This is a genomic window from Cellulomonas sp. NTE-D12, from assembly GCF_027923705.1.
Taxonomy (GTDB): Bacteria; Actinomycetota; Actinomycetes; order Actinomycetales; family Cellulomonadaceae; genus Cellulomonas.
In genome coordinates, this window is record NZ_AP026442.1 from 1791041 (window position 1) to 1813092 (window position 22052).

Annotated in this window: 21 protein-coding genes and 1 tRNA gene; 15 read left to right on the forward strand and 7 right to left on the reverse strand. The window is 73.3% G+C overall.

From position 1 onward, the window contains the following. Window positions 1-3 precede the first annotated feature (3 nt). From tpiA to QMF98_RS08230, 3 genes are all read left to right on the forward strand, one after another. On the forward strand, window positions 4-798 hold the full coding sequence (gene tpiA, locus QMF98_RS08220; protein ID WP_337975483.1) for a triose-phosphate isomerase: 795 nt from the start codon (window positions 4-6) through the stop codon (window positions 796-798). 152 nt (window positions 799-950) lie between these two features. Further along, a complete protein-coding gene (gene secG, locus QMF98_RS08225) occupies window positions 951-1193 on the forward strand; it encodes a preprotein translocase subunit SecG (RefSeq protein ID WP_263730582.1) in 243 nt (80 codons plus the stop codon). A gap of 15 nt (window positions 1194-1208) precedes the next feature. Next, window positions 1209-1556: an RNA polymerase-binding protein RbpA gene (locus QMF98_RS08230; RefSeq protein WP_263730583.1), complete on the forward strand. Its 348-nt coding sequence runs from the start codon at window positions 1209-1211 to the stop codon at window positions 1554-1556. 21 nt (window positions 1557-1577) lie between these two features. Here the strand turns inward: QMF98_RS08230 and pgl are convergent, their stop codons facing one another. The 5 genes from pgl to tkt are packed head-to-tail and all read right to left on the reverse strand — an operon-like array spanning window position 1578 to window position 8900. Then, window positions 1578-3047 (reverse strand): 6-phosphogluconolactonase, encoded by a 1470-nt coding sequence (gene pgl, locus QMF98_RS16985; protein ID WP_348773402.1) that lies wholly within the window; start codon window positions 3045-3047, stop codon window positions 1578-1580. Window positions 3048-3051: 4 nt separating this feature from the next. Then, window positions 3052-3969 (reverse strand): glucose-6-phosphate dehydrogenase assembly protein OpcA, encoded by a 918-nt coding sequence (locus QMF98_RS08245; protein WP_291757507.1) that lies wholly within the window; start codon window positions 3967-3969, stop codon window positions 3052-3054. Continuing rightward, window positions 3966-5507, reverse strand: coding sequence for a glucose-6-phosphate dehydrogenase (gene zwf, locus QMF98_RS08250; protein WP_337975484.1), 1542 nt, complete (start codon window positions 5505-5507; stop codon window positions 3966-3968). The genes QMF98_RS08245 and zwf overlap by 4 nt, the downstream gene beginning before the upstream one ends. After that, entirely contained in the window at window positions 5504-6664 is a 1161-nt protein-coding gene (gene tal / locus QMF98_RS08255; RefSeq protein ID WP_337975485.1) for a transaldolase, read from the reverse strand. Before tal ends, zwf begins: the two co-directional genes overlap by 4 nt. Window positions 6665-6722: 58 nt before the next feature. Then, entirely contained in the window at window positions 6723-8900 is a 2178-nt protein-coding gene (tkt, locus tag QMF98_RS08260; protein WP_337975486.1) for a transketolase, read from the reverse strand. Between the two features lie 407 nt (window positions 8901-9307). On the opposite strand from tkt, the gene QMF98_RS08265 reads away from it, so the two are divergent. The 10 genes from QMF98_RS08265 to der all read left to right on the forward strand — a co-directional run bounded on the left by QMF98_RS08265 (window position 9308) and on the right by der (window position 18906). Continuing rightward, window positions 9308-10261: a heme o synthase gene (locus tag QMF98_RS08265; RefSeq protein ID WP_337975487.1), complete on the forward strand. Its 954-nt coding sequence runs from the start codon at window positions 9308-9310 to the stop codon at window positions 10259-10261. 19 nt (window positions 10262-10280) lie between these two features. Further along, on the forward strand, window positions 10281-11219 hold the full coding sequence (xerD, locus tag QMF98_RS08270; RefSeq protein WP_337975488.1) for a site-specific tyrosine recombinase XerD: 939 nt from the start codon (window positions 10281-10283) through the stop codon (window positions 11217-11219). Window positions 11220-11296: 77 nt separating this feature from the next. Continuing rightward, window positions 11297-12157, forward strand: a complete 861-nt coding sequence (locus QMF98_RS08275; protein WP_337975489.1) for a ParA family protein — start codon at window positions 11297-11299, stop codon at window positions 12155-12157. Further along, on the forward strand, window positions 12141-13058 hold the full coding sequence (locus QMF98_RS08280) for a segregation and condensation protein A (protein WP_490715656.1): 918 nt from the start codon (window positions 12141-12143) through the stop codon (window positions 13056-13058). The genes QMF98_RS08275 and QMF98_RS08280 overlap by 17 nt, the downstream gene beginning before the upstream one ends. Further along, window positions 13055-13789 (forward strand): SMC-Scp complex subunit ScpB, encoded by a 735-nt coding sequence (gene scpB, locus QMF98_RS08285; RefSeq protein ID WP_337975490.1) that lies wholly within the window; start codon window positions 13055-13057, stop codon window positions 13787-13789. Before QMF98_RS08280 ends, scpB begins: the two co-directional genes overlap by 4 nt. 224 nt (window positions 13790-14013) lie before the next feature. Then, entirely contained in the window at window positions 14014-14763 is a 750-nt protein-coding gene (locus QMF98_RS08290; RefSeq protein ID WP_337975491.1) for a pseudouridine synthase, read from the forward strand. Beyond that, on the forward strand, window positions 14760-15869 hold the full coding sequence (locus QMF98_RS08295) for a prephenate dehydrogenase (protein ID WP_337975492.1): 1110 nt from the start codon (window positions 14760-14762) through the stop codon (window positions 15867-15869). The genes QMF98_RS08290 and QMF98_RS08295 overlap by 4 nt, the downstream gene beginning before the upstream one ends. Continuing rightward, window positions 15866-16576, forward strand: a complete 711-nt coding sequence (cmk, locus tag QMF98_RS08300) for a (d)CMP kinase (protein ID WP_337975493.1) — start codon at window positions 15866-15868, stop codon at window positions 16574-16576. The genes QMF98_RS08295 and cmk overlap by 4 nt, the downstream gene beginning before the upstream one ends. Then, the gene (locus tag QMF98_RS08305) at window positions 16573-17268 is read left to right on the forward strand and encodes a lysophospholipid acyltransferase family protein (protein ID WP_337975494.1); all 696 of its coding nucleotides are present in this window, start codon (window positions 16573-16575) and stop codon (window positions 17266-17268) included. Before cmk ends, QMF98_RS08305 begins: the two co-directional genes overlap by 4 nt. A 147-nt stretch (window positions 17269-17415) precedes the next feature. Then, window positions 17416-18906: a ribosome biogenesis GTPase Der gene (der, locus tag QMF98_RS08310; RefSeq protein WP_490715666.1), complete on the forward strand. Its 1491-nt coding sequence runs from the start codon at window positions 17416-17418 to the stop codon at window positions 18904-18906. Between the two features lie 43 nt (window positions 18907-18949). On the opposite strand, the gene QMF98_RS08315 is transcribed toward der, so the two are convergent. Next, complete coding sequence (locus tag QMF98_RS08315; protein WP_337975495.1) at window positions 18950-20179, reverse strand: FAD-dependent oxidoreductase; 1230 nt, start codon at window positions 20177-20179, stop codon at window positions 18950-18952. 156 nt (window positions 20180-20335) lie between these two features. Between QMF98_RS08315 and QMF98_RS08320 the strand changes: the two genes are divergently transcribed. Next, window positions 20336-20409, forward strand: a tRNA-Pro gene (locus QMF98_RS08320). Window positions 20410-20623: 214 nt separating this feature from the next. Beyond that, complete coding sequence (locus tag QMF98_RS08325) at window positions 20624-21583, forward strand: cold-shock protein (RefSeq protein ID WP_337975496.1); 960 nt, start codon at window positions 20624-20626, stop codon at window positions 21581-21583. A 12-nt stretch (window positions 21584-21595) separates the two neighbouring features. On the opposite strand, the gene QMF98_RS08330 is transcribed toward QMF98_RS08325, so the two are convergent. Continuing rightward, a complete protein-coding gene (locus QMF98_RS08330; protein WP_337975497.1) occupies window positions 21596-21925 on the reverse strand; it encodes a YchJ family protein in 330 nt (109 codons plus the stop codon). Window positions 21926-22052: the final 127 nt, after the last annotated feature.

Sequence of the window (22052 nt, forward strand, 5' to 3'; positions counted from 1 at the left end):
CCCATGGCTGACCGCACCCCGCTGATGGCGGGCAACTGGAAGATGAATCTGGACCACCAGCAGGCGATCCAGACCGTCCAGAAGCTCGCCTGGCTGCTCCAGGACGCCAAGCACGACTACACGGCCGTCGAGGTGGCCGTGCTGCCGCCGTTCACCGACCTGCGTTCCGTGCAGACCCTGGTCGACGCCGACAAGCTCGACATCGTCTACGGCGCGCAGGACGTGTCGGCGCACACGTCGGGCGCCTACACCGGCGAGATCTCCCCGGTGTTCCTCACCAAGCTGGGCTGCACGTACGTGGCCGTCGGCCACTCGGAGCGCCGGCAGTACCACGCCGAGGACGACGCCCTGGTCAACGCCAAGGTGAAGGCGTCCCTGGCGGCGGGCCTGGTGCCGATCCTGTGCATCGGCGAGGAGCTCGAGATCCGGAAGGCCGGGACGCACGTCGCGCACACGCTGTCCCAGCTGGACGGCGCGCTCGAGGGTCTCACGGCCGAGCAGGTGGCGACGATCGTCGTGGCCTACGAGCCGGTCTGGGCCATCGGCACCGGCGAGACGGCGACCCCGGAGGACGCCCAGGAGATGGCCGGCGCCATCCGCGCGCGGCTGGTCGAGCTGTACGACCAGGCGACCGCGGACGCGGTGCGCGTGCTCTACGGCGGTTCCGTGAAGTCCGGCAACGTCGCCTCGATCATGGCGAAGCCGGACGTCGACGGTGCCCTCGTGGGAGGCGCGAGCCTCGACCCGGAGGAGTTCGCGGCCATCGCCCGCTACCGGTCGCACGCCGTCGGCGCCTGACCTGCGCACGCGACCGGCCCGGGTCCTAAGGCCCGGGCCGGTCGTCGTCCTGCGATGCGATGGTGGATCAGGGCCGCCGCGTCGCCTAACCTGTACGCGGCCTCGCCCCGCGGCCCCGTCTTCGTCCTACGAGTGAGGATCGACCCCACACCGTGAATGCCCTGCGCATCGCTCTTCAGGTGGCACTGGTGCTGACCAGCCTGCTGCTCGTGCCGCTCGTCCTGCTCCACAAGGGCAAGGGCGGTGGCCTCTCCGACATGTTCGGCGGCGGCATCACCAGCAGCGCCGGCTCCTCCGGCGTCGCCGAGCGGAACCTGAACCGCATCACGATCGGTGTCGCCGTCGTGTGGTCGCTCGTCATCGTCGGGCTCGGGCTCGTCCAGCGCTGGTCCTGAGGGGGCTGAGTAGCCATGGCAAGCGGAAGTGCTATCCGGGGTTCGCGCGTCGGCGCGGGCCCGATGGGTGAGGCGGAGCGCGGCGACGCCGCACCGCGCGTGTGGATCTCCTACTGGTGCGCCAACGGGCACGAGACCAGGCCGAGCTTCGCGGAGGAGGCCGTCGCCGAGGCGCCCGTGACGTGGGACTGCCCGCGGTGCGGCTTCCCGGCCGGTCAGGACCAGGCGAACCCGCCGTCCCCCGTGCGCAACGAGCCGTACAAGACCCACCTCGCCTACGTGAAGGAGCGTCGCTCCGACGAGGACGGGGCCGCGATCCTCGACGAGGCTCTCGCGGCGCTCCACGCCCGCCGCGGTCGCTGACCACCGCGGGCTGGGCTCAGCTCAGCGCACGACCAGGATCGCCATCCCGTCGTACCCCTTGCGGCCGACGGTCTGGATCACGGTGCCCTCGACGTCGGCGCGCTTCGCGGCGCGCTCGAGGAACTGCCGGGTGCCCTGGACACGATCGTCGGGGTGGTCGGCCTCGAGCACCGCGCCGCCGCGAACGACGTTGTCCACGACGATGACGGTCCCCGGCCGCGAGAGCGCGACGACGAGGTCGAGGTAGCGCGCCAACGACTGCTTGTCGGCATCGACGAAGACCAGGTCGAACGGTTCCGTGCCGTCGTCGACCATCCGCTCGAGGGTGCTGGCTGCGGGCCCGACCTCGATCTGCACCCGGTGGCCGATGTCCGTCGCATCGAGGGAGTGCCGGGCGACGGCAGCATGGTCGGCGGCGAGCTCGAGTGACACGACGACGCCCTCCGGGCCCGCTCCGCGTGCGAGCCACCACGTCGAGTAGCCGCCGAGCGTTCCCAGCTCCAGCACGCGGCGGGAGCCCGTGGCACGCGCCAGCAGCTCGAGCAGTCGCCCTTGCGGCGCGGTGACCGCGATCTCGGGCAGAGCGGCCGTCGTCGCCGCCGTGGCGATCGCGTCGGGGACCGTGAGGTCGCCGAGCAGCGGTGCGACGAGCTCGTCGACCTCGGCCCAGGTGGATGCAGGACCGGCCGCCGCGGGCCGCGCCGGGTGGACGGGTGTGTCGTCGGCGTCGACGGTCACGTGTGACGCCGCCGCCACGTCCAGGAGCCAGAGGGTCCGGGCGACGCCGACGGCGCCTGCGGCCGGCACCTCGGTCGCGGGTGCCCCGCGCAGGGCAGCGGCCACGGCGTCGGCCTTGCCGTCGCCGGCTGCGACGACCCACACCTCGGCGGCCGCCTGGATGGCCGGGAAGGTCAAGGACACCCGCGGGGGCGGAGGCTTGGGGGAGTCGTCCTCGCCGACGACGGTGCAGTCGGAGACGGACAGGGTCGCGTGGCCGGGGAACAACGAGGCGACGTGGCCGTCTGGACCCATCCCGAGCAGCAGCACGTCGAACGGCGGCACCGCGAGGGGGGCATCCGCAGGTGCGTGGCGAGCGAGCTCGGCGGCGTACAGCCGAGCCGCCGCGTCGGTGTCCGGCACCTGCGCCGTGCGCGCCGGCATCGCGTGGACGTGATCGGCCGGGAGGGCGTCGCCGAGCGCGTCCAGCAGCGCCTCGCGGGCCTGGACCTCGTTGCGATCCGGGTCACCGTCGGGCAGGAACCGCTCGTCGCCCCACCAGACGTGCACGTCGGACCAGTCGACCGCGCCCCGGACCGGGCTGGCGGCGACGGCCCGGAGCACGGCGATGCCGACGGTGCCGCCGGTCAGCACGACGTGGACCGGGCTGTGGTCCGACTGCAGATCGACCAGCCGGGTCAGCAGCCGTGCGGCGGTCGCCTCGGCCAGGACGTCCGCATCCGGGTGGACGACGACGTGCGGTGCGCGGTTCACCTGGTCAGCCCTCGATCCTGGCGAGGCCCTTCGTCAGCACCTCGCCGTACACCTCGTCCGGGTCCAGCCGGCGCAGCTCCTCGACCAGGCACTCGCCGAGCTGGCGGATCGGCAGGGCGATGCGGTGGTCGGGCTGATCCGGCTGGTGCAGGGCAGCGGTCTTGCCGTCGGGACGGTCGAGCACGATCGGCCCGCTGCTCCGCTCGAGGCGGACCTGGGTGATGGCCGGCGCACCCTTCACGCGCTCGACGTGCACCGGGCAGCGCAGTGCCCAGGCGAGCCAGGCGGCCATCAGGTCCACCGACGGGTGCGTGCTCTCGCCGACGACGACGGCCCGGTGCACGGGCTCGTACGGCGGCTGCTCGAGGGTCGCGGCGATCAGCCCGCGCCACAGCGTCGCGCGCGCCCACGCGAGGTCCGTGTCGCCGTCCTGGTAGACGGAGGCCAGTCGCTCGAGGGTCTTCGACGGCGACGTGCACTGGGTGGTGTCCGTGATGCGACGGCGCCCCATCCGGCCCAGCGGCGCGGCTGAGGGGTTCTCCGGGACCTCGTTGGGCCACCAGACGACCGTGGGCGCGTCCGGCAGCAGCAGGGGCGTGATCAGGGTGTCCATCTCCTGGTCCATGTCCCCGGCAGGCCAGAGCAGGATCACCTCGCTGGCGCCGGCGTCGCCGCCGAGCCGGATCTGCGCGTCCAGGTTGGGCCGACGCTTCCGGCTGGTGGTGGAGAGCACGATGATCCGGCAGGGGTGCTCCCGGCTGGCGAGGTTGGCCGCCGCGATCGCGTCCTCCGGGTCGTGGTCACCGGTGTCGATCAGCAGGTTCATCACCCGGCCGAGGGCGACGACACCGCCCTCGTCGCGCTCGCGCACCAGGCGGCGGTTGATCTCGCGCGTGGTGGTGCTGGGCAGGTCGATGATCATGGCCGCCTCCAGGCCCTGCCGTCGCGGGCCATCATCGCGTCGGCCGACTCTGGTCCCCAGGTGCCGGCGCGGTACGGGTCGGGACGGCCCTTGCCGGCCCAGTAGTCGATGATCGGGTCGAGGATCTTCCAGGAGAGCTCGACCTCCTCGTGCTGCGGGAAGAGCGGCGGGTCGCCGAGCAGCACGTCGAGGATCAGCCGCTCGTAGGCCTCGGGTGACGACTCGGTGAAGGCGTGGCCGTAGCCGAAGTCCATCGTCACGTCGCGCACCTCCATCGCGGTGCCCGGGACCTTGGCACCGAACCGCACGGTGACGCCCTCGTCGGGCTGCACCCGGATCACCACGGCGTTCTTGCCGAGCTCCTCGGTCGCGGTGGAGTCGAACGGCAGGTGCGGCGCCTTCTTGAAGACGACGGCGATCTCCGTCACGCGCCGGCCGAGCCGCTTGCCGGTGCGCAGGTAGAACGGCACCCCGGCCCACCGACGGGTGTCGATGTCGACCCGGATGGCGGCGTAGGTCTCGGTGGTGGAGTTCGGGTTGAACCCTTCCTCCTCCAGGTAGCCGACGACCTTCTCGCCGCCCTGCCAGCCGCCCGTGTACTGGCCCCGGGCGGTGTGCTTGCCGAGGTCACGCGGCAGCCGCAGCGCGGAGAGCACCTTCGTCTTCTCCGCCCGCAGTTCAGCGGCGTCGAAGGAGACCGGCTCCTCCATGGCGGTCAGCGCGAGCAGCTGCATGAGGTGGTTCTGGATGACGTCGCGCGCCGCACCGATGCCGTCGTAGTAGCCCGCGCGGCCCGCGATGCCGATGTCTTCGGCCATCGTGATCTGCACGTGGTCGACGTAGTTGTTGTTCCAGATCGGCTCGAACAGCTGGTTCGCGAACCGCAGCGCCAGCAGGTTCTGCACCGTCTCCTTGCCGAGGTAGTGGTCGATGCGGAAGATGTCGTCCGGCCGGAACGCCTGGGAGACGATGTCGTTCAGCTCCCGCGCGGACTGGAGGTCGTGGCCGAACGGCTTCTCGATCACCACGCGTCGCCAGGTGCCCTCCTTCGGCTGCGACAGACCCGATCGGGCCAGCTGCTCGCAGACCAGGGGGAACGCACTGGGCGGTACCGAGAGGTAGAAGGCGTGGTTGCCGCCCGTGCCCCGCGTGACGTCCAGGTCCTCGACCGTCTCACGCAGGTGGTCGAAGGCGACCGGGTCGTCGAACGTGCCCTGGACGAATCGGATGCCCTCGGACAGCTGCCGCCAGGTCGCCTCCCGGAACGGGGTCCGGGCGTACTGCTTGACCGAGTCGTGCACGATCTGGGCGAAGTCCTGCGTCTCCCAGTCGCGCCGGGCGAAGCCCGTGAGGGCGAAGCCGGGAGGCAGCAGGCCGCGGTTCGTCAGGTCGTACACCGCGGGCATCAGCTTCTTGCGGGCGAGGTCACCCGTCACGCCGAAGATCACCAGGCCCGACGGGCCCGCGATGCGGCGGAGCCGTCGGTCCCGCGGGTCGCGCAGGGGGTTGACGCCCTCAGCGACCTTGGCGGGGCTCACTGCACCGCCTCGGCGTCGGTTCCCGTCGGTTCACCTGCGGCCGCGTCCAGGCCCTGCTGCACGCTGCCGAGCAGCTCGGTCCAGGCTGTCACGAACTTCTGCACCCCTTCCGTCTCGAGGCGAGCGGTCACCTCGTCGATGGACACCCCGAGCTTCTCGAGGCGCTCGATCGTGGCGGCCGCATCCTGGAGGGCACCGGTCACCGTGTCCGGCCTGATGACGCCGTGGTCGGACACCGCGTCGAGCGTCTTGCCCGGCATGGTGTTCACCACGTCAGGGGCGACGAGCTCCTCGACGTACATCGTGTCGCGGTAGGCGGGGTCCTTGACGCCCGTCGAGGCCCACAGCGGCCGCTGCGGGCGCGCCCCGGCCGCAGCCAGGGCCTGCCAGCGGGGGCCGGCGCTGACCTCCATGAAGACGCCGTAGGCCAGGCGCGCGTTGGCGATGCCGGCGAGGCCGCGCAGGGCTCCGGCCTCGGGCGTGCCGAGGGCGTCCAGCTGGGCGTCCACGGCGGTGTCGACACGCGACACGAAGAAGGAGGCCACCGAGGCGATCGGCGCCAGGTCGAGACCGGCGACCTTCGCCCGCTCCATGCCGGTCAGGAAGGCGTCCAGCACCGCCCGGTACCTGTCCAGGGAGAAGATCAGGGTCACGTTGACGCTGATGCCCTCGGACAGGGCCTGCGTGATAGCGGGCAGCCCTTCCTGCGTCGCCGGGATCTTGATGAACAGGTTCGGTCGCTCGATCTCGGACCACAAGGTGCGCGCCGAGGTGACGGTGCCCTCGGTGTCGTGCGCCAGTCGCGGGTCGACCTCGATCGACACGCGACCGTCGACGCCTCCGGTCCGCTCGTACACGGGCCGGAGGACGTCGCACGCGTCCCGGACGTCGTCCGTGGTGATCCGCAGCACGGCCTCCTCCACGGCGGCGCCGTCGGCGGCGAGCTCGGCGAGCTGACCGTCGTAGGCGTCACCGTGGGAGAGGGCGCTGGCGAAGATCGAGGGGTTGCTCGTCACGCCGACCACCCCGCGCGCGGCGAGCTCGGCGAGCTCGCCGCTGCGGAGCAGCTCCCTGGACAGGTCGTCGAGACAGACGGCCACCCCGGCCTCTGCCAGCTGCCGCAGAGCCAGGTCCTGGTGAGAGTCGTTCGATGCCATGGTCGTTCCCCTTCCGGTGGTACGCGTCAGGCGGTGGCGCGCGAGCCTCGCCCCAGGATCACGCAGGCAGGTCTCCCGTGCCCTGCGCAGTGGGGGAGCCGGCGCTGGACGACGGTGCCCCGCCCCCGCGCGCCGCGGCCAGCGACTCGTGGGCTGCTGCCGCCACGGCCTCCGCCGTGATGCCGAACTCGCGGTAGAGCGTCTCGTAGTCCGCCGACGCGCCGTAGTGCTCGAGCGAGACGGCGCGGCCGGCGTCGCCGAGCAGCTTGTACCAGGACATCGCGATCCCGGCCTCGACGGACACCCGTGCGCGCACGCCGGACGGCAGCACCGACTCGCGGTACTCCTCGTCCTGCTCGGCGAACCACTCGAGGCACGGCGCGGAGACCACGCGAGTCGGCACGCCGTCCGCCTCGAGCTGCTCACGTGCGGCCACGGCCAGCTGCACCTCGGAACCGGTCCCGATCAGGATCACGTCCGGGGTCCCGGTGGACGCCTCGACCAGGGTGTAGGCGCCGCGCGTCACCCCGTCGGTGGTCGCGAAGCCCTGCTCGCCGCGGGGGAACGTCGGCACGTTCTGCCGCGTGAGGATCAGGCCGACCGGGCCGTCGGTGCGCTCGAGCGTGGCCCGCCAGGCGGCAGCCGTCTCGTTGGCGTCGGCGGGCCGGACGACGGCCAGGCCTGGGATCGCACGCAGCGCGGTCAGGTGCTCCACCGGCTGGTGCGTCGGGCCGTCCTCGCCGAGGCCGATCGAGTCGTGCGTCCAGACGTAGACCGTCGGGATGCCCATCAGGGACGCCAGCCGGACGGCGCCGCGCATGTAGTCCGAGAACTGCAGGAACGTGCCGCCGTAGGCGCGGGTCAGACCGTGCAGCACGATGCCGGACACGATGGCGCCCATCGCGTGCTCGCGGATGCCGAAGTGCAGGGTCCGGCCGTACTCGTCGCCGGCGAACTCCTTGGTGGAGCGCTTGGACGGGATGAAGCTCGGCTCGCCCTTCATCGTCGTGTTGTTGGAGCCGGCGAGGTCGGCGGAGCCGCCCCACAGCTCCGGCAGCACGGGAGCGAGAGCGGAGAGCACGTCGCCGGAGGCGGCCCGGGTGGCGACGGCCTTGCTGGCGGGGAACACGGGCAGGGCGTCCGTCCAGCCCTCGGGCAGCTCGTGAGCCGACAGCCGGTCCAGCAACGCGGCCCGGTCCGGGTTCGCGGCGCGCCAGGCGTCCAGCTTCTCCTGCCACCGGGCGCGCTCGGCCTTGGCCTTCTCGGCCAGGGAGCCACGGGTGTGCTCGAGCACGGCTGGGTCGACGTCGAAGTTCTTGTCCGGGTCGAACCCGAGCTCCTCCTTCAGGCCCCGGACGGAGTCGCCCCCGAGCTTCGAGCCGTGGGCGGCGTGCGAGTTGGTCTTGCCCGGCGTCGGCCAGGCGATCAGCGTGCGCAGCGCGATGAACGACGGCCGGTCGGTGACGGCCTTGGCCGCCTCGATCGCCGCGGCCAGGGCGTCGACGTCCTCGACGTAGCCGTCGGCGCCGCCGACCGTCCAGTCCACCAGCTGGGTGTGCCAGCCGTAGGCGGCGTACCGGGCCAGCACGTCCTCGTTGAACGCGATCTGGGTGTCGCCCTCGATGGAGATGTGGTTGTCGTCCCAGATGACGACGAGGTTGCCGAGGTCCTGGGTGCCGGCGATCGAGGACGCCTCGCCGCTGATGCCCTCCTCGAGGTCACCGTCGGAGGCGATCACGTAGACCATGTGGTCGAACGGGCTGGTGCCGGGTGCGGCATCGGGGTCGAGCAGGCCGCGCTCGCGGCGTGCCGCCATCGCGAAGCCGACGGAGGACGCGATGCCCTGGCCGAGCGGCCCGGTGGTGATCTCCACGCCCTTGGTGTGCCGGAACTCGGGGTGGCCGGGCGTCTTGGAGCCCCAGGTGCGCAGGGCCTCGATGTCGGACAGCTCGAGGCCGAACCCGCCCAGGTAGAGCTGGATGTACTGCGTCAGGCTGGAGTGGCCGGCGGAGAGGACGAACCGGTCCCGACCGAGCCAGTGGGTGTCCGCCGGGTCGTGCCGCATCACGTCGTGGTAGAGCAGGTAGGCGGCGGGAGCCAGGCTGATCGCCGTCCCGGGGTGCCCGTTGCCGACCTTCTCGACCGCATCCGCTGCGAGCACCCGGACGGTGTCGACAGCCTTCCGGTCCAGGTCGGTCCAGCCGACGGTGGTGGCCAGGGGAGCCTTCGCGTTCACCACACCTCATTCCCGCCCGGGCAGGGCCGGACGACGACGTCGAGCGGCCCGCGGAGACCCGCGTCGGGGACGTTCGGACCGGCAGGCAACCGGCGCGCGTCGCGCCGACGGATGCTGCGCCACGAGCCTATCGCCCACCTCTGAGCACTCGCTGGGCGGGCACCAGGCGTGGGACGGCACCTCGGAGGCTGCGGCACCTGGGACTCAGGTCCCAATCACGACGGGCGATGCGTAGCATGACAACGCCCTAGGACGACGAGCCGACGATCGGACAGCACCGCGTGCGACTGACCAGCCCAGCGGAACAGGCGGGTGCGCCCGCGACGTCCGGAGCGCCCCACCACCCGTCCGCGGGCGGTGCCGGCCTGCGACGGCCGCCGTCGGGACCGGGAGCCGTCGGGGCCGTCGTGGGACCCGCAGGTCCGCACGGGCTGGTCGCGCTGCCGCCGGAGCCGGTCGGCTCGGGCCGCTGGGCACGGCTGCGGCACCGCATCGGGCTCTACGTGGCGCTGACGAAGCCGCGCGTGATCGAGCTGCTGCTGGTCACCACCGTGCCGACGATGCTGCTGGCGCAGCGCGGGCTGCCGCCGCTGTGGCTGATCGCCGCCACGCTGGCGGGCGGTGCGGGCGGGGCAGGCGCCGCGAACGTCCTGAACTGCTACATCGACCGGGACATCGACCGGGTGATGAACCGGACCCGTCGGCGGGCGACGGCCACCGGGGTGGTCAGTCCACGGGCGGCGCTGACGTTCGGCCTGGTGCTCGCCGCCGCGTCGCTGACGTTCCTGTGGCTGGTGGTGAACCCGGCGTCGGCCGTGCTCACCGCCGCCGCGATCCTGATCTACGTCGTCGGGTACACGCTGCTGCTGAAGCGGCGTACCCCGCAGAACATCGTGTGGGGCGGCGCCGCCGGCTGCTTCCCGGTGCTCATCGGATGGTCCGCGGTCACGGGCGGGGTCTCGTGGGCCGCGGCGCTGCTGTTCGGCGTCGTCTTCTTCTGGACGCCGCCGCACTACTGGCCGCTGTCGATGAAGTTCCGCCGGGACTACGCCGCCGCGGGCGTCCCGATGCTGCCGGTCGTGGCACCGGACCTGAAGGTCGCGCGCCAGATGCTGGGCTACGCCGTCGCGATGGTGGCGTGCAGCCTGCTGCTCGGTCCGGTGGCGCACCTGACCTGGGTGTACACGGTGGTGGCGGCGGTGCTGGGGCTGTGGTTCGTCGGCTCGTGCCTGACCCTGCTGCGGGCGGCCCGGGACCCCGAGCACCACCGGATGCGCGCCATGCGGGTGTTCCACCACTCGATCACGTACCTGACCCTGCTGTCCGTCGCCGTCTCGGTCGACGTGTTCCTGCCGTTCTAGCGGTCACCGGGCCGCCCAGATGAGCGAGGGTCCCCTGGCCGGGTCGCTCGACGCGTACCTGGCGCACCTGACGGTCGAGCGTGGCCTGTCCCGCAACACCCTCGCGGCGTACCGGCGGGACCTGAGCCGGTACCTCGCGTTCCTGACCGGGCGCGGACGCACGGGACCGGAGGACGTGACCGAACGTGACGTGGAGGACTACGTCCTGGCGGCGCGGACCGGTACCGACGGCGGCGCCGCCCTCTCTGCCGCATCGGCAGCGCGTGCCGTCGTGGCGGCCCGCGGCCTGCACCGCTTCTGGCTGCTCGAGGGCCTGGTGCCGGCGGACGTGGCGCACGACGTCCGTCCACCGGCGCAGCCGCGGCGGCTGCCCAAGGCGCTGTCGGTCGACGAGGTGGAGCGGCTGCTCGGCGCCGCGGGGCTCGGTGACGGCCCGGCCGCGCTGCGCGACCGGGCGCTCCTCGAGCTGCTCTACGCCACCGGGGCACGCATCTCCGAGGCGGTCGGTGCGGACGTCGACGACCTCGAGCTGGACGTCGGCCGTGCCTGGATCCGGGTGCTCGGCAAGGGTTCCAAGGAGCGGGTGGTGCCCGTCGGGCGCTTCGCGGCCGCGGCCCTCGAGGCGTACCTCGTGCGGGGAAGGCCGGCGCTGGCCGCCGCGGGGCGCGGGACGCCGGCGATCTTCCTCAACACGCGGGGCAGCCGGTTGTCCCGGCAGAGCGCCTGGTCAGCGCTCCGGACGGCGGCCGAGCGCGCGGGGCTGCCCGCCTCCGCCCACGTGTCGCCACACACGCTGCGGCACTCGTTCGCGACGCACCTGCTGGCGGGCGGTGCCGACGTCCGCGTCGTCCAGGAGCTGCTGGGCCACGCCTCGGTGACCACCACGCAGATCTACACGCTGGTCACGCCGGAGACGCTGCGCGAGGTCTACGCGGCGAGCCATCCGCGTGCTCGCTGAGCAGGTGCACGGTGGCCGGTCTGTCGCAGGCTGCCTCGGCAGGGGCTCCGGTAGGTTGTCCGCGTGGTGAACGCACGGTGAGCCAGACGACCGACACGCAACGGGATGCCGTCGGGCGTCCGCTGCCGGACTTCCCGGTCCCCACGTCCTTGGCCTCGCACGGACCCGCTCGCGTCATCGCGATGTGCAACCAGAAGGGTGGCGTCGGCAAGACGACCACCACGATCAACCTGGCCGCGGCGCTCGCCGAGTACGGCCGCACGGTGCTGGTGGTGGACTTCGACCCGCAGGGTGCGGCGTCCGTGGGGCTGGGCATCAGCCCGCACGAGCTGGACCACACCGTCTACAACCTGCTGATGGACCGGGGCGTCGGCTACGAGGACATCCTGCGGACCACGTCGGTCCCCGGCCTCGACCTGCTCCCCGCGAACATCGACCTGTCCGCTGCCGAGGTGCAGCTGGTCGGCGAGGTGGCCCGTGAGTCGGCGCTGGCCCGCGCGCTGCGTCCCGCGCTCGACTCGTACGACGTGATCCTGGTCGACTGCCAGCCGTCGCTCGGCCTGCTCACCGTGAACGCCCTGACGTCGGCGCACGGCGTGCTGATCCCGCTCGAGTGCGAGTTCTTCGCGCTGCGCGGTGTCGCGCTGCTGGTGGAGACGATCGAGAAGGTGCGCGACCGCCTCAACCCCCGCCTGCAGGTGGACGGCATCCTCGCGACGATGTACGACTCGCGGACGCTGCACGCCCGTGAGGTCGTCGCGCGGGTGCACGAGGCGTTCGGCGACACCTTGCTGCAGACCGTGATCGGTCGCACCGTGAAGTTCCCGGACGCGACGGTCGCGGCCGAGCCGATCACCACGTACGCCCCGACCCACTCCGGTGCGGCGGCCTACCGACAGCTGGCGCGCGAGCTCGTCGCCCGTGGCGACGCCGCCTGAGGGCGCAGCCGCTCCGACGCAGCCCGTCGGCGACGTCGGCGCGCCCGTGGTCGACGGACCTATGGTCCGGGCCGGCCGCGGCGCGTTCGAGGTGCACCTCGACGTCTTCTCCGGCCCGTTCGACCTGCTCCTCGGCCTGATCACGAAGCACCGGCTCGACATCACCGAGGTGGCGCTCGCGCAGGTGACCGACGAGTTCATCGCGCACATCCGCGAGGCGGGGCGCGACTGGGACCTGGGCCAGGCGTCGGAGTTCCTCGTCGTCGCCGCGACCCTCCTGGACCTCAAGGCCGCCCGGCTGCTGCCCACGGGTGAGGTCGAGGACGCGGAGGACCTGGAGCTGCTCGAGGCCCGGGACCTGCTGTTCGCCCGCCTGCTGCAGTACCGCGCGTACAAGGAGGTGGCGGCCGACTTCGGCCAGCGCCTGCTGACCGAGGGGCGGAGGTTCCCCCGGGCCGTCCAGCTGGAGCCGCACCTGGCGGCGCTGCTGCCCGAGCTCGTGTGGCAGCTGGGCGCCGAGCAGCTCGCCGCCCTGGCGGCCAAGGCGCAGGCCCCGCGTGCGGTCCCCCAGGTGGACCTGTCGCACCTGCACGCCCCACCGGTCAGCGTGCGGGAGCAGGCCGCGGTGCTGGTGGACCGGCTGCGGCGGCACAGCACGGCGACGTTCCGCTCGCTGGTGCAGGACGCGGAGTCGACGCTCGTCGTCGTCGCGCGGTTCCTCGGACTCCTCGAGCTGTTTCGCGAGTCGGCGGTCGCCTTCGAGCAGGTGGTCCCGCTGGGCGAGCTGACGGTGCGGTGGACCGGTACAGACGAGGGCGAGATCGCGGTGGCCGACGACTTCGACCAGCTCGAGGCGGACGACCAACCGGAGCAGAGCTCTGCGGAGGAGGGCACGGCATGAACGAGGACCACGTCGACGGTGCGGAGGCGGACGACGAGACCGAGGGGGAGACGCTCGGCGTGACGGCCGACGGTCCCGTCGCTGGCGCCGTCGAGCCGTCCGGCTCGCGCTCGAGCACCCCGCAGCCGGCGGCGGACGAGCTCGCGTTCGACGTCGACCAGCTGCCCGGCGGCGCGACGGCGACGCTCGAGGCCGTCCTGATGGTGGCCGACGAGCCGGTGCCGGCCGTCCGCCTTGCCACCGTGCTGGCCCTGCCGGTCGATCAGGTCGAGCGGCTGCTGCACGAGCTCGCCGACGAGTACGCCGGGCGGGACGGTGGCCGGCCCCGCGGGTTCGAGCTGCGCTCGGCAGCAGGCGGCTGGCGCATCTACTCGGCGCCTGCCTACGCGGACGTGGTGGGTCGGTTCGTGCTGGACGGGCAGTCCGCGCGGCTGACCCAGGCGGCGCTCGAGACCCTCGCCGTGATCGCGTACCGGCAACCGGTCACCCGCGGGCAGGTGTCGGCCGTGCGGGGGGTGAACGTCGACAGCGTGGTGCGCACCCTCGCGGCGCGCGGTCTGGTCGCCGAGGTGGGCACGGACCCGTCGAGCGGTGCGCTGTTGTACGCGACCACGGGATACTTCCTGGAGCGGATGGGCCTGTCGAGCCTCGACGAGCTGCCCCCGCTGGCGCCCTACCTGCCGGACATCGACGCGCTGGAGGGCCTCGACGGCAACGGAGGAGCGGCATGAGCGACAACGGGACGACCGGAGGTGGTCGTGCACGGCGGTCGCCGCAGCCGGGAGGCCGGGGCGGATCGGGCGGTAGTGGCAGTGGCGGTGCCGGCGGGGGCACGCCTCGCGGTCGGGGCGGTGCGCCGCGAGGTGCAGCGCCAGGTGAGCGGCGGGGAGCATCCGCAGCCGGTCGACGCAGCGCGCCGGCCAGGGGCGGCGCCCGGCGCCCGGCGGCACCCGCCGTGCCCGAGCGGGACGTGCACGACCCCGAGGGCATCCGGCTGCAGAAGGTGCTCGCGGGCGCGGGCCTCGGCTCCCGGCGCGCGTGCGAGGAGCTGATCGCCGACGGACGGGTCAGCGTGGACGGTGTCGTCGTGCGCGAGCTCGGCGTGCGGATCGACCCGACGAAGGCCGTGGTGCACGTCGACGGCGAGCGCCTGCAGCTCGATGCGACCCTGGTCACGATCGCGCTGAACAAGCCGCGCGGCGTCGTCTCCACGATGCACGACCCGCAGGGTCGTCCGTCGCTGTCGGAGCTGGTGGCCGACCGCCCCGAGCGGCTGTTCCACGTCGGCCGGCTCGACGCCGACAGCGAGGGCCTCATCCTGCTGACCAACGACGGCGAGCTCGCCCAGCGGCTGGCCCATCCGTCCTACGAGGTCGCCAAGACGTACGTCGCCGAGGTCGAGGGCGAGGTGCGGCCGTCGCTCGGCGCGGTGCTGCTGCGCGGGGTCGAGCTCGAGGACGGGCCCGTGCAGGTGGACCGGTTCCAGATCCTGCAGACCACGAACCGCGCGAGCCTGGTCGAGGTGGAGCTGCACGAGGGTCGCAACCGCGTGGTGCGCCGGATGTTCGACGAGGTGGGGCACCCGGTGGTCCGGCTGGTCCGAACGAGGATCGGCCCGATCCGGCTGGGCGACCTGCCTCCGGGCCGCACGCGCGTGCTGGGGCGGGTGGAGCTCGGCACGCTGATGACGGCGGTGGGGATGTGAGCATCGCGACCCGTGGTCCGGTGCGGGTGGTCGGCACCGGGCTGCTCGGCGCGTCCGTCGGCCTCGGACTGCGGCGGCACGGCGTCGAGGTGCAGCTGACCGACCCGTCACGCACCGCCCTCGCGCTCGCCCGCGACGTCGGCGCAGGGACCCCGGCGGGTCCCGACGACCCGGAGCCGGTGCTGATCGTGGTCGCCGCGCCCCCGGACGTGACCGCAGACGTGGTGCGAGCCGAGCTGGCGGCGCACCCGACGGCGGTGGTCACCGACGTGGCGAGCGTCAAGGGCTACGTGCTGGCCGAGCTGCGGGGCGCTCGGGCCGACCTGCGCCGGTACGTCGGCTCGCACCCGATGGCGGGCCGCGAGCGGTCCGGTCCGTCCGCCGCCGTCCCGGACCTGTTCCTGGGACGGCCGTGGGTGATCGCCGACTCCGGCGTCTCGCACCCCGACGCCGTGCTCGCCGTGCGGGCGCTGGCGGTGGACCTGGGTGCGTTGCCGGTCGCCATGGACGCCTCGGAGCACGACGCCGCCGTCGCGAGCGTGTCCCACCTGCCGCAGCTGGCGGCCAGCCTGGTCGCGGCGCGGCTGCGCGACCTGGACGACGCGGCGCTCGGGCTGGCCGGTCCCGGCGTCCGGGACGTCACCCGGATCGCCGCGAGCGACCCCGCGCTGTGGACCTCGATCCTGGCGGCGAACGCCCTGGCGGTGCGGTCCGTGCTGATGGAGGTCCGGTCGGACCTCGACGGCGTGATCGCCGCGCTGACCGACGCGGCCCTGGCCACCGGCCCGGAGGACGTCGCTCCGGGCGCCCTCAGCACGATCGCGCGCGCGATCTCCGCCGGGAACGCCGGCGTCGCCCGGATCCCGGGCAAGCACGGTGGTGCGCAGCGCGCCTACTCGGTGGTCAGCGTGCTGGTCCCGGACAGCCCGGGCGAGCTGGCCCGTTTGCTGGGCGACGTGGGGGCCGCCGGTGTCAACCTCGAGGACCTGCAGATCGAGCACGCCGCGGGCCGTCCGGTCGGCGTGGCGGAGATCTCGGTGCTGCCCGGCAGCGCCGAGCACCTGCACACCGAGCTGACGGCCAGGGGCTGGAGGGTGGTGCGGTGAACTCGCCGTTGGTGGTGGCGATCGACGGACCGTCCGGGTCCGGCAAGTCGAGCGTGTCCCGGTTGGTGGCCCGGCACCTGCAGCTCGCGTACCTGGACACCGGGGCGATGTACCGGGCGTCGACGTGGTGGTGCCTGCAGGAGGGTGTCCGGCTGGAGGACCAGGGTGCCGTGGCCGACCTGGTCCGTCGGATGCCGCTGGTGATGGGGATGGATCCGATGGCTCCCGGCGTGCATGTCGGCGGTGTCGACGTGGCCGGACCGATCCGCGAGACGTGGGTCTCGGAGGCGGTCAGCAAGGTGGCGACGAACCTGGCGGTCCGGGCCGAGCTGAACCGCCGTCAGCGCGACCTGATCGACGCGGAGCGCGCCGTCGGTGGCTTCGCGCAGGGCCGCGGGGTGGTCGCGGAGGGCCGGGACATCACCACGGTGGTGGCGCCGGACGCCGACGTCCGGGTGCTGCTGACGGCCAGCGCAGAGGCGCGGCTCGCCCGCCGGGCACGCGAGCTGCACGGCAGCGCGTCGGCTGCGGCCGTCGAGGCCACCCGCGACCAGGTGCTGCGGCGGGACGCCGACGACTCGGCGGTGGTGGAGTTCCAGACGGCCGCGGACGGTGTGGTGACGGTGGACTCCTCGGACCTGGACCTGCTCGGGACCGTCGCCGCCGTCCTGGCGGTGGTGGCGCGCGTCTGCGGACGGACGGTGTGACCGCGTCCGTCCCGGCGGACCTCGCGCCCTGGGCCGGTGGGCCGGCGTGGGCCCGATGGGTCGGACGGTTCCTCGGCCGCGTCGTCTGGGACACCCACCTGATCGGGGCCGAGCGCGTTCCCCGCACGGGTCCCGTCGTGCTGGCCGCGAACCACACGGGGGTGATCGACGGGCCGCTGCTGATCGGCATGGCACCGCGGCCGCTGCACGTCCTGGTGAAGCAAGAGATGTTCCACGGGCCGGTCGGTGCGGTGCTGCGGGCGGCCGGCCAGATCCCGGTGGACCGATCGAACGGTCGGTCGGCGCTCCAGGCGGGTCTTGCCGTGCTGCGTCGAGGCGGGGCGGTCGGCATCTTCCCGGAAGGCAACCGGGGCCGGGGCGCCGTCGACGACACCCGTGCGGGTGCGGCGTGGCTGGCCGTGCACGGGGGAGCGGTCGTCGTGCCGGTCGCCATCCTGGGCACCCGGCGGACAGGTGAGACGTTCGGTCACGTCCCCGGCCTGCGGCGTCACCTGGTGATGGAGGCGGGCGAGCCGATCGCGGTGCAGTCGGCCGGGTCGCGCAGGGAGCAGATCGACCGCACCTCGACGCAGCTCCGCCTGGCCCTCGCGGCTCTGGTCGCGGACCTGCAGGAGCGGTCCGGGATGCGGCTGCCGGCCGACGACCCGCGCCGGGACACGCTCGCACCCTGACGGGCAGCGGCGCGCGGACCCCCGCGAGGCGGGCCCGGCGTACGCCGAGACGTCCTGGTCCCTGCCGGGCAGCCGGGCAGGGACAATGGTGCGGTGAGCCCCATCGATCCGACGCCCGACCTCGAGCTGCCCGACGAGTCGACGACCGTGCCGAGCACGGTGCCGTCCGCCGAGCAGGTCGCCGCGGCAGTGGCCCCGCAGCCCGAGGACGCTGCCCGTGAGCGGGCGCTCCGCGCCGGTCTCGAGGAGTACGAGCTCGAGGACGAGGACCTGCAGCTGCTCGAGGGCGACGCGGGTGGCGAGGGCGCCACGGTCGCGCCGCTCGCGCTGCCCGTCCTCGCGGTGGTCGGTCGTCCGAACGTCGGCAAGTCGACCCTGGTCAACCGCATCCTGGGACGCCGCGAGGCCGTCGTCGAGGACACGCCCGGCGTGACGCGGGACCGGGTGACATACCCCGCCGAGTGGTCGGGACGGGACTTCCTGCTGGTGGACACCGGCGGCTGGGAGGTGGACGTCGCCGGGATCGACAAGCGGGTCGCCGAGCAGGCGGAGGTCGCGATCGACCTGGCCGACGCGGTGGTCTTCGTGGTCGACGCGACGGTGGGCGCCACGGACACCGACGAGCGCGTGGTGCGCCTGCTGCGGCGTTCCGGCAAGCCCGTGGTGCTCGCGGCGAACAAGGTGGACGGTCCCTCGATGGAGCCGGAGGCCGCCGCGCTGTGGGCCCTGGGCCTCGGCGAGCCGCACCCGATCTCCGCCCTGCACGGCCGTGGCACGGGTGACCTGCTCGATGCCGCCATGGACGTGCTGCCCGCGCAGTCGGCGCGCGACACCGCGATCCCGGACGGGCCCCGGCGGGTCGCGCTGGTCGGACGGCCCAACGTCGGCAAGTCCTCGCTGCTGAACAAGGTGGCCGGGTCGGAGCGGGTCGTGGTGGACTCCGTGGCCGGCACCACGCGCGACCCGGTCGACGAGCTGGTCCTGCTCAAGGGTGTGCCGTACGTCTTCGTCGACACCGCCGGGATCCGTCGCCGCGTGCACCAGACCAGCGGCGCCGACTTCTACGCGTCCCTGCGCACGCAGGCCGCGATCGAGAAGGCGGAGGTCGCCGTCGTCCTCGTCGACGCGTCGCAGCCGCTGACCGAGCAGGACACCCGCGTGATCTCGCAGGTGGTCGACGCGGGGCGCGCCCTCGTGATCGCCTACAACAAGTGGGACCTGATGGACGACGACCGTCGTCCGTACCTGGAGCGTGAGATCGAGCAGGACCTGGTGCAGGTCCAGTGGGCGCCGCGCGTCAACGTCTCGGCGAAGACGGGCTGGCACGCCGAGCGGCTGGTGCCTGCCCTGGAGACGTCGCTCGCGTCGTGGGACACGCGCATCCCGACCGGCCGGCTGAACGCGTTCCTCGGCGAGCTCGTGGCGGCCCACCCGCACCCGTTGCGGGGCGGCAAGCAGCCGCGGATCCTGTTCGCCACCCAGGCGTCGTCCCGCCCGCCGCGGTTCGTCATCTTCGCGACGGGCTTCCTCGAGGCCGGCTACCGCCGGTACATCGAGCGTCGCCTGCGCGAGACGTTCGGCTTCGAGGGTTCGCCGATCGCGATCTCGGTGCGGGTGCGCGAGAAGCGCCGGCGCTGACCGACCGGGTCGGGCGTACCGCTGACGGGTGCCCGGTGGCGGGTCAGTCGACGGCGATCCGTCCGCGCAGCGACTCCGCGTCGGGCAGCGACCCGGCCTCGTGGAGCTCGTCCAGCAACGCGCTCGCCTCGTCGACCTTGCCGTACACGTCCCAGAGCAGCACGCCCTGCAGGCCCTCGTCCTTGACGTAGTAGACGATGCCGTGCTCGTCCTCGCGGCCGGGCGCCCAGTCCTCGACCAGCTGCATCGACGCGTCCAGCCGTCCGACCGCCTCGTACCCGAGCTCGAAGATGTCCGACCAGAAGAACGGCGTGTGGTCGTACACCGGCAGCTCACCGCCGGTCAGCGTGGCGGCCATCGCTCGGCCGGCGCACGCACCGGAGCTCTGCGCGTGGTCGACGTGCTCGACGCGCCGGCGGCCCAGCCGCACGTCCGGGTAGTCCACGATGTCGCCGGCGGCGAAGACGAACGGGTCGAGCGTGCGCAGGTGCTGGTCGACGCGCACCCCGGTGTCGTCGACCACGAGGCCCGCTGCCGCTGCGAGCTCCGCGTTGACCTCGATGCCGAGGGCCAGGACGACACCGGCCGCCGCGAACGCCATCGGGTGGTCGTCCGTCCCGGCGTGCACCGCCACGCGACCCGCAGCCGGGCGCTCGAGCCACCTCGCGCGGGCCCGGGTGACCACCTGAACCCCGTGCTGGTCGAACGCTGCCCGGATGCGGCGGACGACGCCCGGGGGATAGGCGCCCGCGCCGATCTCCGCGTCCGGCGTCAGCAGCGTGACCGCGGCGCCCGCGGTGGCCAGGCCGGCGGCGATCTCGGTCCCCAGGAACCCGCCGCCGACCACGATGACGGGGCCGCCCGTCAGCGCCCGCGCCCGGTGGTAGTCGCCGAGGGTCCGGAAGTAGACGACCTCCCGGGACGGGCCGAGGTTGAGCTCGCGGGGCCGGCCCCCGGTCGCCAGGAGCAGCACGCGGTACCCGTACTCGTCGTCGTCGTTGGCGACGACCACGCGCTGCGCCCGACGGACGGCGGTCACCCGCGTGGACGTGTGCACCTGCGCACCCGTTGCGGCCGCGGTGTCGAGGAACGGCTCCGCACCCTCCGGCTCGCGCCACAGGTCCTTGGAGAGCGGAGGCCGCTCGTACGGCGGCTCCGCGTCGTCCCCGAGGATCGCGATGGACCCCGTGGCGTCGAGCTCCCGGATGCCACGGGCCGCGGCGTCAGCCGCCATCCCGCCGCCGACGATCACGTAGTCGTAGTCGAATCGCATGGGGGGCCTCCTCGCGACGCTCCTGCAGGTCACGCTAGGCCCTCCGGTGGTGCGGAGCGCGCCGAGACATGCCGTCGACCCGCACCCGGGCACCGGCCGGCGGAGGAGGGCGGCCGACCGCGTGGGGTAGCATTGCGCGCGGTCCTGCGGGGCCAGCGGGCTGTGGCGCAGCTTGGTAGCGCACTTGACTGGGGGTCAAGGGGTCGCAGGTTCAAATCCTGTCAGCCCGACAGTGAAGGTCCGGGGCAGGGGCTTGCAGGGGGCGATCCCTGCGAGCCCCTGAGCTGTCACCAGAGGTCTCGGGACCGGTGTCCTGCCCTGGATCGTGCCCGGAGGTCAGCTCGGACCGCGGTCCGTGGTGGTCCGTGAGACGACGTCCGCACCCGAATGCCCTGCGGTCCGCACGCGGGGTGACAGCAGCATCCGTACGAGGAGGAGTCGACCGTGCCCCAAGGGACCGTCCGGTGGTTCGATGCGGAGCGAGGCTTCGGCTTCCTCGCGCTCGATGACGAGGCCGACGACCTGTTCGTCCACGCCTCCGAGGTGGTGAGCGACGGCGGATCGGGCCTGCTCCGCGAGGGCCAGGTCGTCGAGTTCGAGGTGGGTCAGGGCGACCGCGGCCCGCAGGCACGTCGTGTCCGCGTGATCGGGGACCTCGCTGCCGATGCGCCGGTGGGCCTGCTCGGTACCGTCTCCTGGTACGAGCCGGGCAAGGGATACGGCTTCGTCGCGCCCGACGGCGGTGGCCCGGAGATCTTCGTGCACAGCTCGGCGATCGTGACCGGTGGCGTGATCTCGCAGGGGCAGCGGGTGGCGTTCCTGGTGGTCGAGGGGGAGAAGGGGCCGCAGGCGGACCACCTGCTGCCGCTCGGAGCCGAGGCGGCCCAGCGCGCCGTGGCGTCCGACGGGGCAGACGGCACCGTGACCTGGTACGACGCGGACAAGGGCTTCGGGTTCGTCACGCCCGACTCCGGTGGTGAGGACGTCTTCGTCCACGTCCGGGCGCTCGCCGGAGGCCTGGCCGAGCTGTCCGAGGGCGATCGCGTCACCTTCGACGTCGCCGAGAGCGAGAAGGGGCCGCAGGCTCGCAACGTCCGGCTCGTGCGCGGCTCGGCACAGCGCGGTGCCCCCGCCGCAGCGGCGCGCGGTCGGTCGGCCGGGCCGGCGACCCCGGGCCGCTCAAGGGGGTCGGACGGGCCGGCGCGCGGCGGCGAGGGCGTCGTGGCGCGCTACGACGCCGATCGGGGGTTCGGTTTCATCACGCCGGACGCCGGTGGTGCGGACCTCTTCGTGCACGTGTCGGTGGTCAGGGGCTCCGAGGCGCTGCAGGAGGGCGACCGCGTCCGGTACAAGGTCCGACAGAGCGACCGGGGACCGCAGGCCGACGGCGTCGAGCGGGTCTGAGCCCCACCCGGCTCACTCGGCCGGGGCGACGTAGTACCAACGTCCGTCCTCGCGGACGAACCAGGACCGCTCGTGCACGGCCTCGACGCCGCCGGTGGGCAGGACGTACGTCGCCCGGAACTCGACGATGCCGGTGTCGTCCTCCGGTCCGCCGCCGACCACGTCGACGACCTGCAGACCGCGCCACACCGGGTTGTCGGTCAGGTCGAGGGACGTCGGGCGCGTCGACGGATGCCATGAGTCGAGCAGCCAGGCCGCGTCGCCGTCGCGGAACGCGGCGAACCGCGACCGCATCAGGGCCTCGGCCGTCTCGAGCCCCGGACCGCTCCACGACCTGGTCACCGCCACCTCCGTGGGAACGCTCCGCCGCCGCGGACACACCGCAAGTCTCCCATCCCCGTTGCGGTGGGCACCCGGGCGTCATCACCACGGTCTTTAGGCCCTGTACCAGGGCCGGAGATCGGCACCA

What these genes read in the sequence shown, in the direction of transcription:
- tpiA (WP_337975483.1), top strand. Translation starts at nt 4, where the DNA reads ATGGCTGACCGCACCCCGCTGATGGCGGGCAACTGGAAGATGAATCTG.
- QMF98_RS08230 (WP_263730583.1), top strand. Translation starts at nt 1,209, where the DNA reads ATGGCAAGCGGAAGTGCTATCCGGGGTTCGCGCGTCGGCGCGGGCCCG.
- QMF98_RS08245 (WP_291757507.1), bottom strand. Translation starts at nt 3,969, where the DNA reads ATGATCATCGACCTGCCCAGCACCACCACGCGCGAGATCAACCGCCGC.
- tal (WP_337975485.1), bottom strand. Translation starts at nt 6,664, where the DNA reads ATGGCATCGAACGACTCTCACCAGGACCTGGCTCTGCGGCAGCTGGCA.
- xerD (WP_337975488.1), top strand. Translation starts at nt 10,281, where the DNA reads ATGAGCGAGGGTCCCCTGGCCGGGTCGCTCGACGCGTACCTGGCGCAC.
- scpB (WP_337975490.1), top strand. Translation starts at nt 13,055, where the DNA reads ATGAACGAGGACCACGTCGACGGTGCGGAGGCGGACGACGAGACCGAG.
- QMF98_RS08315 (WP_337975495.1), bottom strand. Translation starts at nt 20,179, where the DNA reads ATGCGATTCGACTACGACTACGTGATCGTCGGCGGCGGGATGGCGGCT.